Annotated in this window: 12 protein-coding genes and 1 pseudogene; 1 reads left to right on the forward strand and 12 read right to left on the reverse strand. The window is 65.2% G+C overall.

The features are described from left to right. Window positions 1-3: 3 nt before the first annotated feature. The 10 genes and pseudogenes from A2G06_11860 to A2G06_11905 form a co-directional block, all read right to left on the reverse strand. A complete protein-coding gene (locus A2G06_11860; protein ID ANA40850.1) occupies window positions 4-621 on the reverse strand; it encodes a peptidoglycan-binding protein in 618 nt (205 codons plus the stop codon). Between the two features lie 15 nt (window positions 622-636). Beyond that, a complete protein-coding gene (locus A2G06_11865) occupies window positions 637-1,827 on the reverse strand; it encodes a hypothetical protein (GenBank protein ANA40851.1) in 1,191 nt (396 codons plus the stop codon). Between the two features lie 14 nt (window positions 1,828-1,841). Continuing rightward, on the reverse strand, window positions 1,842-2,264 hold the full coding sequence (locus A2G06_11870) for a phage tail protein (GenBank protein ANA40852.1): 423 nt from the start codon (window positions 2,262-2,264) through the stop codon (window positions 1,842-1,844). A 59-nt stretch (window positions 2,265-2,323) separates the two neighbouring features. Next, a complete protein-coding gene (locus A2G06_11875; protein ID ANA41674.1) occupies window positions 2,324-2,503 on the reverse strand; it encodes a hypothetical protein in 180 nt (59 codons plus the stop codon). After that, the gene (locus tag A2G06_11880; GenBank protein ID ANA41673.1) at window positions 2,500-2,862 is read right to left on the reverse strand and encodes a hypothetical protein; all 363 of its coding nucleotides are present in this window, start codon (window positions 2,860-2,862) and stop codon (window positions 2,500-2,502) included. The genes A2G06_11875 and A2G06_11880 overlap by 4 nt, the downstream gene beginning before the upstream one ends. 22 nt (window positions 2,863-2,884) lie before the next feature. Next, on the reverse strand, window positions 2,885-3,322 hold the full coding sequence (locus A2G06_11885) for a phage tail protein (protein ID ANA40853.1): 438 nt from the start codon (window positions 3,320-3,322) through the stop codon (window positions 2,885-2,887). Between the two features lie 40 nt (window positions 3,323-3,362). After that, window positions 3,363-5,344 (reverse strand): annotated as a pseudogene (locus A2G06_11890) (phage tail protein). Window positions 5,345-5,422: 78 nt separating this feature from the next. Continuing rightward, window positions 5,423-6,271 carry a hypothetical protein gene (locus A2G06_11895; protein ID ANA40854.1) on the reverse strand — a complete coding sequence of 283 codons (849 nt, stop codon included), beginning with the start codon at window positions 6,269-6,271 and terminating at the stop codon, window positions 5,423-5,425. Beyond that, complete coding sequence (locus A2G06_11900) at window positions 6,268-6,864, reverse strand: hypothetical protein (GenBank protein ID ANA40855.1); 597 nt, start codon at window positions 6,862-6,864, stop codon at window positions 6,268-6,270. Before A2G06_11900 ends, A2G06_11895 begins: the two co-directional genes overlap by 4 nt. A gap of 13 nt (window positions 6,865-6,877) precedes the next feature. Further along, window positions 6,878-9,109 (reverse strand): AAA family ATPase, encoded by a 2,232-nt coding sequence (locus A2G06_11905; GenBank protein ID ANA40856.1) that lies wholly within the window; start codon window positions 9,107-9,109, stop codon window positions 6,878-6,880. Window positions 9,110-9,379: 270 nt separating this feature from the next. On the opposite strand from A2G06_11905, the gene A2G06_11910 reads away from it, so the two are divergent. Next, a complete protein-coding gene (locus A2G06_11910) occupies window positions 9,380-9,703 on the forward strand; it encodes a peptidyl-tRNA hydrolase (GenBank protein ID ANA40857.1) in 324 nt (107 codons plus the stop codon). Between the two features lie 53 nt (window positions 9,704-9,756). On the opposite strand, the gene A2G06_11915 is transcribed toward A2G06_11910, so the two are convergent. Then, window positions 9,757-12,711, reverse strand: coding sequence for a hypothetical protein (locus A2G06_11915; protein ANA40858.1), 2,955 nt, complete (start codon window positions 12,709-12,711; stop codon window positions 9,757-9,759). A 224-nt stretch (window positions 12,712-12,935) separates the two neighbouring features. Then, window positions 12,936-14,288, reverse strand: a complete 1,353-nt coding sequence (locus tag A2G06_11920; protein ANA40859.1) for a peptidase S41 — start codon at window positions 14,286-14,288, stop codon at window positions 12,936-12,938. Window positions 14,289-14,404: the final 116 nt, after the last annotated feature.

Here is a 14,404-nt window from a genome sequence, read left to right on the forward strand (position 1 = left end):
GGCTCACTCGATGGGGGGAATGACCAGGTCGGTGCCGGCCTTCACCCGCCGGGGATTGACGATGCCGCTCTCCCGGGCGATGAACCGCCACTGGGCCGGGTCCCCGTATTCCCGGGCCGCCAGAAGCCAGAGGCTGTCCCCCTCCCCCATGGTTCTTACTTTGGTACGATCCGGCGACTGGAGCGGCTTTTCCCGGTTGAGGCCGGTCCGGAACTCCTTCAGCGCCACCCCCACCGTGGCCCGCACGGGGGTCCCGTCGGCCAGAAACATGGTGAACCGCTGGGTGGCCCGCTCCAGCACGCCGGTGAAGCTCTCGCCTCCGCCCCAAACGAAGCGGCAGACGGGCGGGGCATGGGTCTCGGGATCGATGTCGAGGAACGAGGTGATCCGCTTGGTGTGGATCCGCACATCCTGCCCCGTCTCAGAGGTATCGAGAAAGAGATCCATGGTCAGGGTACGGGCAGTGCCCCGGCTGAACTGGAGCAACGGAGCCTCCAACCCCGGGATGGCGATCTCCGCGTACTGGTTACCCTTTTCCACCGCGTATTCGGTGGGATTGAACAGGACCGCCACCTCCTCGCCGGTGTCGGCGTTCACGAGCTTCGCCTTCTCAAGGGCCATGCCCCGCACCTCCCCTCATCGTCCCCGCCGTTCCCGTTCGGTGACGAGTCTCCGTTCGATCACCCGGCAGACCTCGTCGGCCAGCCGATTCACATCCACCGCGGCAGCCGGTGCCCGCGCCACCCGCCCCGTCTCCGCCGCCACCGGCCCGGCAAAGGGCACAGCGTTAGCCGGCACGGCTGCCGGAGGGCGGGAGACGTGGGCCGACCGGCTCACGGGGCCGGCCACCGCGTGGGTCAGGGTAAGCTCTTTCTCCAGAGTGTCGGCGGGCACCGGAGACACCATCCCCCGCCGGCGGTGATCCAGGGCAGCCGAACCGGCAACCGTCCCCCTCTCCGGCAGGGAGGCCGTACCGACTCTTGCCGGAACCCCTGCGGAGCCACTGCGCTCTCCCACGGCAGCAAGGCCACCGAGGGGCCGGACCGTGCCAATCAGCCGGGTCCGTGGCGCCGGCAACCGCTGCCCGGCGGGGAAAGACCGCACCGACACGACTGCCGGATGATGCCCACTGGTGTGGCTCTTTTCTCCCAGGGGCTGAATTGCGGCTACTCCGGCGGGTGTACGCCGCATCATGCGGACGGCCTGATGCGGGGAACCGTTCCCCTCAGCGAACTGTTCACGACGGGGATCCGGCAGGATCCCGCCCCGGCCGGACATCGACATCGTAACCCTCCCCACCGGCACCGCCCGTGAGAATGAATCCCCATCATGCCGGTGGTTCCGGCCATCTTCCCGCCGTCCCGGGTTCCGATCCCGTCCCCTCACGTCTTCAAACCTGCCGAGGATGGTGCGTAGGATCTCCCCGTCAAGGTAACGGGGCAGCCCGCCGGCAGAATGGACAAGGCGGGCTGCCGTATCACTCCCCCTGCCGGCGGCCGATGCACCCGGCCCCTGTTCAACCGGGCCCGCTGGCGCCATCGCTGTTCCGCCGTGTCGCAACACACTGGAAACCGACAGCTCTCCTGTGGGCCGTCCCATGACCAGAGAACCATTCGTCTGCCAGAAGAACCGGAGCGACAGACTCAGGTCCAGGCGCCCGGTCCGCCCCGGATGCACCAGCGGCACCGGCGTAAGCGTCATGGGCCCCCGCAGGTAACGGCCCAGCAGCCGCTCGGGCGTCAGCAGCGAAACCGTACCGGGGCAGCCGCGGCAGCCGATCGCTCTCCGCCAGCGGCATCTGTCCCTGATCCGCTCGGCAAGGGTCATGGGTCACTCCACCTTCAGCCGTTGTGCACCAGTTCCACCTTCTCAATGGCCGTGGTATTGCCGTCGGCCTTCAGTTCCGGCCCTTCCCACTTGACCGGAAAGGCACCGGAGAACTCCATGCGCCAGGCGGGATTTCCCTCCCGATCCATGAGAATCACCGCACCATTCCGGCGGGACACCGTACCGGCGATCACGTCCCGGTACCATTCCCAGAGAACCCGGCAGTCGGTGATCCCCCGCCTGAGCACCAGGTTGGGATAACGGGTGATCTTCCGCAACTTGTGGGGATGCTCATTGACCCCACCTTCCCGGTACTCCTCCACCTCGGTTTCGGCCTGAAGTCCGGAGACCTCGGCGAAACCGCCCACCACCAGCCCTTCCAGTTCCACCAGAAAGCGAAAGGCGCCGTAGGGGTCTTTTCTGTTGTCGAGCGCCATGGGCACATCCTTTCCCGCGCCGCGGGCCGTCCGGCACCTCCGGGACCCGGGTCGTTCCGCTACAGATCAGCGATGCTCGTGGCATCGGCGTTGGCGGACCGGTTGATCCGCGATATCTCCTCGCACCACCGGCGCCGGTCCCGATGCTCCATCCCCATGATCTCGTCATGGGGCCAGTGCAGGTAATAGGCGATGAAGGCTACCTCCTCGTAGATGCGGTCGAGGGGGTAGCCCGCTATTCCCCCGGGGCGAGCTCCATGGTGAAGGCGTGCTCGCAACGGGGGCAGACGGCCTTAACCTGGGCAGCGCCGCCGTCGTTGATCTGCCGGTAGAACTCCTGCAAATATGACAGGTCGGAAACAAAGAGCCCTTCCACGATGCGGGGATTCACCTCCGGCAGGCTCCCCAGCTTGACCATGACCCGGGAGAGCAGGATCACGGTCAGGTAGGCCGGATTCTGCTGGACCCGGGGGTCCTTCAGGGGGAGGACCTCGTCGGCCGCGGTGGCGAGCCTCATGATCCCCTGACGGTGAAGGTTCCCCTCGCCGTCCACGTACCCCTTGGGAAGGGTGAATTCAAATTCGGTCTGAAACGCCATGGTCATCCACCTTTCTCATTAATCAGCTCACGCGCTTCATTCCCTCGTGGACGATCTCCACGCTCTCGATGGCCACGTCGTTCCCCTTGGCATTGAGGTCGGCCGGATCATACTTGTTCGGCCAGGCGTTCTCGAACTCCCACCGTGCCGCAGGATTCCCCTCCTCGTCCATGAGGATCACGGCCATGTTCTTGCGTGCGTCCTTCATCTTTCCCTGCATGACGAGCTTGCGCCAGTTGAAGAACTCCAGCGAATCGGTAGTGCCCCATTTCAGGGTCACGTTGCCGAACTTGTTGAGTCCCGAGAGCTTGCGCAGGCGCGGCTCCTCACTCCCCTCCCGGTACTCCACCACGTCGGTGGAGGTATCGGGCACTGTCACCTCGCTGAATCCGGCCTGAACGATGCCGTCGATCTCCACGAGAAATCTGAAATTCCGGTATGGATCTTTTCTGCCGGCCATATGGTCATCCCCCTTGAGATAGTGTTAGTTCGGCGCCGCCCTACCCCTTGGCCCCGGCGGTCCACTGGGCGATGCGGAAGATCACGAATTCCGCCGGCTTAACCGGAGCCACGCCGATCACGCAGATCAGCCGGCCGTTGTCGATGTCGTCCTGGGTCATGGTGGTCCGGTCGCACTTGACGAAAAACGCCTCTTCCGGGGTGGCTCCGGCCAGGGCGCCGGTGCGCCATACCCCGGTCAGGAACTGGACGATGGTCTGCCTGACCCGGGCCCAGAGCGGGATGTCATTGGGTTCGAACACCACCCATTGGGTCCCCTCGTCGATGGACTCCTCCAGGAAGATGAAGAGTCGCCGAACGTTCACGTACTTCCAGAGCGGGTCGCTGGAGAGGGTGCGGGCGCCCCAGACGCGGATCCCCCTGCCGGGGAAGGCGCGGATCACGTTGACTCCGCGGGGGTTCAGCACGTCCTGCTCCCCCTTGGTGATGGGGAACTCCAGATCCACGGCGCCGTTCACCTTCTCGTTGGCCGGGGCCTTGTGCACCCCCCGCTCGGTGTCGCTGCGGGCGTAGATCCCCGCCACGTGGCCGCCGGGCGGCACCAGGCGCTGCACCCCCGCCTCGGGATCAATGACCTTGAGCCACGGATAGTAGAAGGCGCCGTACTTGGTTTCGTTGGTGTCGCGGGGCGAGAGGTTCGAGACGGTGGAGCCCTGGGCCGCGTCGATGATGGCGAACCGGTCCTTCAGGTTCTCACAGTGGGTGATGAGGGAGCCGGGCAGTCCGGCAACCCCTTGGGCGTTGGGAGCATAGACAAGGGAGATGTCATCGATCTCCTTGAATCCGGTGAGTCCCTTGCGGTTACCGGGGGAATCCGTATCGCCCCGCTCGTAGTCGGAGAGGATGAGCGCGGGGTGATCCGGTAGACCGACGTGGCGTCGGGTTGGGTCGTCCAGGCGACGCTCACCGTGGCCACCCGCGTCGAGCCCACGTACCCGGAGATGGTTCGTTTCTGCCCCAGCCCGGTGCCGGAAAGGATCTCGACGGCCATGCCGTTGTAGGCATTGTTCACGGCCGAAGCGCCGGCGGCCAGGGTGATGGTGGAGGCGGCCCCGGCCTGGGCCGTACCCTGCTGGGCCAGCACGTCACCCCCTCCTGCAAGCGAGGCGACGGACGAAACGTAGTAAACCGACGTGCTGTCGGGCTGGGTCGTCCAGGCGGCGCTCACCGTGGCCACCCGCGTCGAGCCCACGTAGTCGGAGATGGTGCGGACCTGCCCCTTGCCGGTCTTGTCGGCGATCCAAACCTGCATGCCGTTGTAGGCGTCATCGGTGGCCGAAGCGGTGCTGGCCAGGGTGATGGTGGAAGCGGCGCCGGACTGGGCCGTACCCATATGCCCTGCCTTGGCGTCGGGGGCGCCCCCCGTGTCGCCGGCCTGCCTGCCGAGCCGTACCAGACTGGAAACCGCGTTCACCCGTTTGTCGTAGTAGTCGGGAGACGCCTCGTCCACCGACAGGTTGTCGTAGAACTCCACCGCCGTTGGGCGAGGGTTCGCCTTCTGGTCGTAGTCCGGGTCGAACAGGGCGGTGGGGGCTGATTTCCAGTAATAGACGCTCAGCCTGAACCCCGACAGGCTCCCGGGGCTCACCTTCACGGCCACCCTGTTGCCCCAGGCCCCTTCGCCGATGGCAGTGACGGTGAGGGCGTTGGCCGAGCCGGCCGCAAGCTTCACGGTGGCCGCCGTGGCGGCCGCATCGCCAGCTTTGACGATCCGCCCCACATAGCAGCGCTTCCCGCCGTTGTCAAAGAACCCCTGGACCGTGTAGGGAAGGTACTTGTCCGACCCCAGGTAGCTCCCGAAGACCCGCTGGTACTCCAGCCAGCTGGTTACCAGACGCGGCACCGTGGGCCCCCGCTCCGTTTCCCCCAGGAAGCCCGCCGTGCTGGTGCTCACCCCCTCGATGGGCTTGGCGCCGATTTCGAACTCCTCAACGTACACTCCGGGCGACAGATATTCGGGCATCGCGCATTCCTCCTTTCAGTGTGTTCCCCTATGATCAATCAGCCTCTATTCGGCAGTTGAACAGTGCCGGATTCAGGATCAGAGCTGTTGCAGGCTGATCACTCCCACGGACTGGGTCGTCCCCTCGACGATCTCCAGATCCCGCTCGTCCGGCCGGTATCCCGCAGCGCTCGTACTGAGCCTGATTACGAACAGCCGGGCGGACGCGTTCCTCTGATAGACAACGAATTCCCCGGTGCCGGCCGTGGAGGTGGTGGAGGGAGCTGCAGCCGCCAGAAGGTGGACCGGGGTGCCCGCGGCATGGCCGAAACGGAGCGGCGCCGCCAGGTTGAACGGCTGGGAGGCGTTGGACGGCAGAGGCGCCGCGATCCGGACGATCTCCTGACGGGAGGGGTCTCCTTCCCTGACCAGCAGCATGTCGCCCGCGGCCAGTTCTCCCGACAGGTGCTCAAGGCGGATGGCCGGCTGGCCCGCCTGGGCGCCCCCCTGCCGCACCCGCCCCTTCACCGATGGTGCGGGCATCCAGGGAACCGCCTCCACCCGGGCATCCGGCACGCCCAGGTCCGCTTCGTTCCTCACCACGCAACGGACCAGCGTGGTTCCGGGCGGGAATGGGTAGGCAGCGGACGGCTTAAGCAGCAGTTCCACCACTGGCAGGCCGGGATCCAGCAGCGCGGTGTCGATCTCCTTATCCTCCGCCAGGTAGAGCTCTGACCGGGCGCTCACCCGGTACGTTCCCGCCGGCAGATCCATGAAGAGATGCCACCCGCCGGGGTTGCGAACGCCCTGGGTTCCGCCTCCCGTGAGCGTCACCGTTACCCCGGCCGGAGGCTCCCGCTCCGGCGCGAAGTCATCCACAAGCCGCACCGCGAAGGCAAGGCGGCTCACGGACCGGTCGGGCGGCTGGAGCATCACTGCTTCGGTCATGATCCGGCCCCTTTCTGGTAGTACTCCAGGGTCCGCTCCACCACGGGCTTCCCGCTGGTGGACCGGGTGGAATCGATGGCCACCGGGGACACTTGGTACCCTGCCGATGCCTTGAGGGCGTTGTTGGGCAGGGCGGTCCAGATCTTGGACAGGTCGTCCAGAGACAAGGGCTGGAGATTTATCCGGAACTGGGCCGTGGATCCGGCCAGACCACCCTTCAGGACCGATCCCGCCAGCAGGGAATTGTCGTAGAGCACCCGCATGGCCCGCCCCAGGATCCGCTGCTCCTCCAGGGATCGCTCGGTCCGGTCGGTGATGAGCCGAGAGCCGTGGGCCGTGAGCAGGTAGGAAAGGTCCACCTGGAGCGGCGGCGCCCGGCGGATGCCCGGCGGAGCCGGCGGGGCCGGGGCGTTTTTCAGGTGCGGATTCTCGCTCACGGCATAGAGGAAGAGGGTCAGGCGGATGTCCTGCCCTTCAAGCTCCGCCGGAGAGAGAAGCGCGATGGCGTCGGCTGACAGCAGGTCGCCCATGCTCTCCCGCAGCAGCCCGATCAGCGTGGCCCCGATATCGGCAATCACCGTGTAGTCGCTCATGGCTCCATCCCTGTCACGCCAGCATCTCCAGGTAGTCTCCGAATTCTTCCCGGGTGCACGGTTTTCCCGTCTTGCGCAGCTCCCTGCCCAAGGCACGGACCAGGTGCGCCATGGCAAGGGGCCGCCCCTCCTCGGCCGCGTAAAAGACCGCGCCCAGCGCCACGTTCCTGATGTCTCCCCCGGAGAGTCTGAACCGGCGGGCCAGGAATCCCAGGTCCACATCGTCCCCCACGGGAAGCTCCGGCGGGAAGATGCGCTGCCAGATCATTTCGCGGTATTCCTCGTCGGGGAACGGGAACTCCACCACGATCCGGATGCGCCGGGTGAAGGCCTCGTCCAGATTCTGGCGGAGGTTCGTGGCCAGGATGGAAATGCCGCTGTACTCCTCCATCCGCTGGAGCAGGTAGCCGATTTCGATATTGGCATAACGGTCGTGGGCGTCCTTCACCTCGGAGCGCCTGCCGAACAGGGCGTCGGCCTCGTCGAAGAACAGGATGGCGCCGGCGGTCTCCGCCCCGGCGAAGATGCGCTCCAGGTTCTTCTCCGTCTCGCCGATGTACTTGCTCACCACCTGGGAGAGATCGATCCGGTAGAGCTCCAGCCCCAGTTCGCGGGCAACCACCGCGGCGGCCATGGTCTTGCCCGTGCCGGGAGGTCCCGTGAAGAGCGCCGTGAGCCCCTTGCCCGAGGAGAGCTTCCGGTCGAATCCCCACTGGCCGAAGACCAGGTGCCGGTAGCGGACCTGGGCGCAGATCTCCCGCAACTGGGCCATCTGGAGGGCAGGAAGCACGATGTCGTCCAGGGTATGAACGGGCTCGATCCGCCGCGCCAGGGTGCCCAGGCTGGTGTGGGATCGGGCGCGGCAGGCGGCGTGAAGCAGGTCGGCTTCGCTCCACCCGGCCCCCTCGTTCCCTCCGTGCCAGACGGCCAGATCACGGGCATCGGCCAGTGCCTGGCGGATCTGGCCGGGGGTGAAACGGAACGTGCCGGCCAGGACGTCTGCCGCGCCCATGCCGGCCGCAAGGGGGCCGCCGCGCAGGCCCTCCTCCCACAGGCGTTTCCGCGTGCTTTCGTCCGGAAGGGGAAAATCCAGTTCAATGAACACGTCGGAGGGATGCCGGTCCCGGGGACGCCAGGGGCGGCCGGAACAGACAAACGTGACGCGGCAGAAGGTCCGGATAGCGTCCATGAGCGACGTGAGTTCCGAGGTATGGTCATTGTCCCCCGCCAGGAGCGCATCCATCCCCTCCAGGCAGAGGACGGCCGGCTGAAGGGCGGCCTCGCGGCCAAGCAGCCACGCCATTTCCCCGAAGGGAAGGCTTCCGGCCAGCATCCGCTCCACATCGGCCACCAGGAGCCACAGGCCGAGGTCGCGGCACAGGGTCTCGACCAGTTCCCGCTTCCCCGCTCCCCGGGGACCACGGCAGAACAGCACCAGACGGCTCTCCTCCGGAGCGTGCGCCGCAAGGTGGGCATGGACCAGATGCCGGGCCCGTTCCCGGTTACGATCTTCGACCGGCGATACCGTGCCGCCGGCGTTGGGCCGGACCAGGCGGACCGCGTCGGCCAGGTGCGGGTCCGGCTGGGCGTGCCCCAGCACGTAACCGGCAATCCGATCATTGAGCATGAGTTGGCGCGAGGGAAAGGAAACGGATCCGTCCGGGGGATCATGAATGAACTGTACGAGACGGTACTTTGCCAGCGGAGCCCGGGGATCGAAGACGGTGCGGGCAGCCACCCGCTCCCGGAAGGAGGTGCAGAGGAGGTCGAGGATCAGCCCGATGCTGGGCCGTTGGCGCGTCACGTCATCGTGGAGATAGGCGAAGAGCTTTTCGTACTTCAGGTCCAGTTCGGGGGCAAGGCAGATGAGGAGGCACTTCTCCTCAAAGGGGGAAAGGTGAAACGTGCGGGAAAGATCGGCAAGGGGGAGGGCTGTCCCCATTCGGAGTGTGGCAGAGCGGCGGTCCGCAACCTTGGCCGCCAGGTCGGCCAGTTCACCGCCACGCTCAGGCGAAGCTCCGGGAGTTCCTCCGGCATCGCCCGAAAGCAGACCGTTGATCTCGTCGTCCGAGAGGACGAGCCCCCGCAACTGCCCGAAGGGGTCGGCTCCTCTCCTGTTCCGGCCGTCGAGCCGGTAACGGATGAGGAGGTCGAGCCACCGGAGTTCGTCCTCCATATGCTCCAGACCGTCGGCATAGGCGCCGGCGGCGGGTATATTTCGGTTCAGTTGTGCCGTCCCTGGCATACCGGGCCCCGCCATTGCTCAGACATGCATGTTCAGAGCTGTTTCGGTTGCGGCGCGCGGGGAGCCGTTCCCCTGCGCTGCAACCGGTGCCCGGGGCGTCCGTGCCCCGGGCAACCATATCGGTTGCTTAGTAAAGATACATAAAACATCGTTTAGACACAAGTCTCCCGACCTGATTTTTTTCCAGGCGGGCCGCGTGGTCGCGACTGGTGGTAAACCCTGCGTTGTTCGTGCTACCCTGGTAGCCGGAATCAAGGGAGGGACGTTACGATGGCAGTGGACATCAGGGAAACGGATATCAAGGTGGAGTACTATCGTGCCTCGGGGCCCGGCGGGCAGCACCGCAACACCACCGATTCGGCGGTGCGCATCCGCCACCTTCCCACCGGCATCGTGGTCCAGGCCAGCGAAAACCGCTCGCAGACGCAGAATCGGGAGAAGGCCATGGAGCGTTTGCGGGTTGCGCTGGAAAAGCGCGAGCGTAAGGCAAAGAAGCGGATCGCCACCACGGTGCCCAAGGGCGCCAGGGAAAAGCGGCTGACGGAAAAGAAGCTGAAGGGGATGAAGAAAAAACTGCGCTCGACGGTCGAGTGACCGCCGGGCGCAGTGGACCAGCCATTGCCGCGGAACGGCCGATTATCCTGCCGTCACCACGACACGACGCCCAGCATCCTGCGCAGGACGACCAGCACGTCGTCCATGTCTATCACGCCGTCCGGGGCGGGCCGGCCATTTCCGTCGAGGGGAGCCACATCGCCGCGGATGAAGTCGGCCACCGTGGGCTCCGCAATGCCGGCCACAATCCGCAGGGCGCGCAGTACATCCACGATATCCAGCACCCCGTTGCCCGTCAGATCCCCATCGGGCGGATCGGGAGAAAACTTCCAGAGCTCGACGCCGTGGCTTCCGTCAGTGGCGGCGAAATAGAGCGTAGTGCCCGCCACCACCGGATACGAAGGGGACGAGCTCCCCTGACCGGCCAGGATGTCCATGACCAGCACCGTCCCCTCGGCAGTACCGTCGCTCTGCCAGAGTTCAAGGCCGTTCACGCCGTTGTCGGCCGCGAAGTAGAGCATCCCGTTCACCACCTTGATCCAGGTGATGCCCGCCCCCCCCTCCCCCGGGAAGATATCCTTCACCATCACCGTCCCCTCGGGTGTTCCGTCGCTTTTCCAGAGTTCCTCGCCGTGCACTCCGTCGTCGGCCACACAGAACAGGGTGCCGTTCACGCCGGTCAGCAAGCGCAGGTTGGATGAACCTTCCCCCGGCATGATGTCGGCCACCAGCACGGTGCCGGCAGTGGTACCGTCGCTTTTCCAGAGTTCGAATCCGGCGCTTTCGTCATGGGCGGCGAAAAAGAGGGTGCCGTTCACGGGGGTCAGGGAGGCCGGAAGACGCGAGTGATTGAAGGGAGAAGTGTCCTTTACGAAAATGGTCCCATCGGCGGTGCCGTCGCTCTTCCAGAGGCCGTAGCCACTGGTTTCGTCACCGGCGGCGCTGAAATAGAGGACATTGTTCATGACCGTGAGCGAGAGGGGGCTGGAGCCGATGCCGTCCGGATAGATGTCCCTGACCATCCGGGTGCCGTCGGCGGTACCGTCGCTCTTCCAGAGCTCGGCGCCATGTGTCCCGTCATCGGCCACGAAATAGACCGCTCCGTTCATGGCGGTAAGACTGTCGGGAAATGAGGAGAAATCGAAGACGGCGTTGATATCCTTCACCAGGACCGTCCCTTCGGCGGTACCGTCGCTCTTCCAGAGCTCATGGCCATTGTCAGCGGTAAAGCCGGGAAAATACACCGTAGTGCCGACGGCGGCCATGGAGAAGGGATAATTGGGGTTGCCGGGGAAGAATATCCCCTGGGGCCCGGGGTTGATGTCCGTGACCATCCCGGTGCCTTCGGCGGTGCCGTCGCTCTTCCAGAGCTCGATGCCATGGCTCGCCTCCCCATAGTTGTCCTCGGCCAGGAAGTAGAGGGTGTCACCAACGACCGTCAGCCGGTCCAGATAGGCCGACCCCTCGGGATTGATCTCCTTGACGAGCACCGTGCCGTCTGCGGTGCCGTCGCTCTTCCAGACATCGAAGTCAAGATCGGCAGCGGCCGCGGCAAAGAATACCGTGTTCCCCATCGCGGCCAGTTGGTAGGGGAGACTGCCTCCTGTCTCGGGTGCGATGTTCCGCACCAGCACCGTGCCCTCGGCCGTTCCGTCACTCTTCCAGAGCTCCGTGCCGTTTACGCCGTCGTCGGCTGCGAAGTAGAGTGTATCGTTGTGCACCATGAGCTCGGATGGCCACGACATGGCGTCCGGGATGATATCCCTGACCATGAGGGTGCCCTCGGCGGTGCCGTCGCTTTTCCATATCTCGATGCCGTGCTCACCGTCGTCGGCGGCAAAGAGGAGCATGCCGTTCACCAACCGGGGAGAGCTGTACATGGAACCGCCCACCCCGGGCTGGATGTCGGCAACCATCTCCGTCCCCCCCATGGTGCCGTCGGTGCGCCAGAGTTCATACCCGTTCACGCCGTCGTCGGCCGCGAAGTAGACGTACCTGTCCATGCCCACGATGCCCCAGGGCATTGAGTCTTCGCCGTCAGGATTGATATCCTTCACCAGCGTCGTCCCCTCGGGGGTGCCGTCGCTCTGCCAGAGTTCGTACCCGGTGTAGCCGTCATTGGCCGTAAAATAGAGCAGGCCATTGATGCCCACCGGCTCGAAGGGGTAGGAACTCTCTTCGCCGGGGGCTATATCGGCGACCAGATAGGTCCCTTCGGCGGTGCCGTCGCTCCTCCAGAGCTCATGGCCATTTTCACCATCATCGGCGGTAAAGTAGAGGATGCCGCCGTACACCGCCATCTCGCCCGGATCGGACCCGCCGAAGGGGTTGATATCCTTGACCATCACCGTGCCTTCCGGCGTCCCGTCGCTCTTCCAGAGCTCCCGGCCATGGAGACCATCGTCGGCCGCGAAGAAGAGCGTACCGTTGACCGCCCTCAGCCACTGGGGCGTCGAACTTGCCTCTGCCGCGATATCGGCCACGAGGACGGTTCCCCCGGCGGTGCCGTCGCTCTTCCAGAGCTCCCTGCCATAGACGGGATGCTCGGCGGAGAAGAAAAGCGTTTCCCCCACCGTTGTCAGCTCCAGTGGATTGGATGATTCGCCCCCCTGGTAGATATCCTTCACCAGGACCGTCCCCGCGGCCGTTCCGTCGCTTTTCCAGAGTTCCACGCCGCGGAAGCTGTCCATGGCGGAGAAATAGGTGATCCCGTTCATGACGGAGAAATACTGGGGCGTGCCCGGCCCGGGCCCGGCATTGATATCTTTGACGAGCGCCGTTCCTTCCGCGGTGCCGTCGCTCTTCCAGAGTTCCGGGCCATTGGCGCCGTCGCCGGCACTGAAGAAGAGGATGCCGCCATTGGCCGTCATGCCGGAGGGGTTGGACGAGACGGGTGCCGATGCGGTGTTGATATCCCTGACCATGACCGGAAGGGCCGGCCCGGCTTCGGCCCCGACCGGCAGGCCCGCCAGCAGAGCCAGCACGGCAAGCGACCGGATGACGCGTGCGGCAGGTCGCGGGTTTGAGCTATATCGTTTGCTGTTCATTCTTACCCCCGAGGCGTGGTGCAGTGCCCGTGTCGGGCCGTTATCGAGCTTATCGGCGAATCCGGCGGAACATTTAACGGAAATCCGGCAGGATCGGCCCAAATCAGAGTAGCCGGCCATTCCGTGGGGAAGGGGTTGCGCCCCGGCTCCGGCAACGAAAAACGGGGCGACTCCCATGAGTACGCCCCGTTTCGGTAACTGCATCACTATTCCTGTCAAACAGCCTAGCGCTTCGCAGCGGCAACCTTGCGCATGGCATCCCACCCCTTGAGCAGTTCAAGGGCCCGGCGAAGCTGGTAATCCCTGTCGGCCTCGTGCTCGGGAGTCGCTGGCGCGGCCGGGGCCTTCGTGGCGTCCGGACCGGGGGTCTTTTCCCCATTGTCCGTTTCCGCCCCTGACAGATGATTGTCCAGATCCTTTTCGAGGAACCCGGCCCCGCCCTTGTCCGGCAACTCCTTGAACTCGGCCCGTTCCACGACGATGTCGGGCTCGATGCCCCGTGCCTGAATCGAACGCCCCTTGGGGGTGTAGTAGCGGGCCGTGGTCAGCTTGAGGCCGGCGCCATCCTTGAGGGGGACCACTGTCTGAACCGAGCCCTTGCCGAAACTGGTGGTTCCCATGATCACGGCGCGGCCGTGGTCCTGGAGAGCCCCGGCCACGATCTCCGACGCGCTGGCGCTGCCGCCGTTGATGAGGACGACAACGGGGTAGCGCGGCTCTTTCTCGCCGATGGTGGCGCTGTAGCTCCGCTTGGCAAAGTGTTCCCGGCCTTCGGTGTAGACGATGAGGCCGTTGTCGAGACGCTCGCCCACGAAGCGCCCCGCCACCGCCACTGCGGCATCCAGGAGGCCGCCGGGGTTATTCCGCAGATCGAGCACCAGCCCCTTGAGGGAACCGCCGTTCTCTGACCGCAGCTTGGCAAGGGCGGCGACAAAGTCATCTCCGGTCCGCTCCTGGAACTGGCTTATCCTGACATAACCGTAACCCGGCTCCAGGGTCCGTGACTTGAGGCTCCTGGTTTTGATGATGTCCCGCACCAGGGGAAACACGAGCGGCTTTCCGTTCCCCTGCCGGAGGACCGAGAGGGAAACCTGCGTCCCCGCCTCGCCCCTCATCCGCTTGACCGCCTGGGTGATGGTGAGGCCACGGGTGGGAGTATCGTCGATCTTCCAGATGTGGTCGCCCGACTGGATGCCGGCCCGCCAGGCGGGCGTATCCTCGATGGGGGCGACCACGGTCAGCTTGCTGTCACGCATGGAGATCTCGATGCCGAGGCCGCCGAAGGATCCCGATATCTCGGTCTTCATCTCGGTGAAGGGTTCCGGCGGGAGATACGAGCTGTGGGGGTCCAGCGAGGCGAGCATGCCGTTGATGGCCCCTTCCAGCAGCTTTTTCCCGCCCACCTCCTCCACGTAACTGTTCCGCACGATCGTGACGACCTCGCGGAACAGCCTCAGGTGCTCGGCACCGGCCTGGTCAGCAGCAGGGTTGTAGTAGCGCCATCCGGCGGCCACGCCGATGGTGAGGCAGAGTATGGCAACCACCAGGCCGAGGGTTATCCTCGTTCTCGTTTGCATGGGTACAACCTCCGGGGCTCCGTCGAAGGGAGCGTCTCCGGATACTGTAGTTGTCGCGGCGCGTGTTTGTCAATGTTCGTGGTGAAGGAAAGATGAGAGACAACCTGGACCATCCG

Origin of the sequence: Geobacter anodireducens (assembly GCA_001628815.1) — a bacterium.
GTDB classification, from domain to species: Bacteria; Desulfobacterota; Desulfuromonadia; order Geobacterales; family Geobacteraceae; genus Geobacter; species Geobacter anodireducens.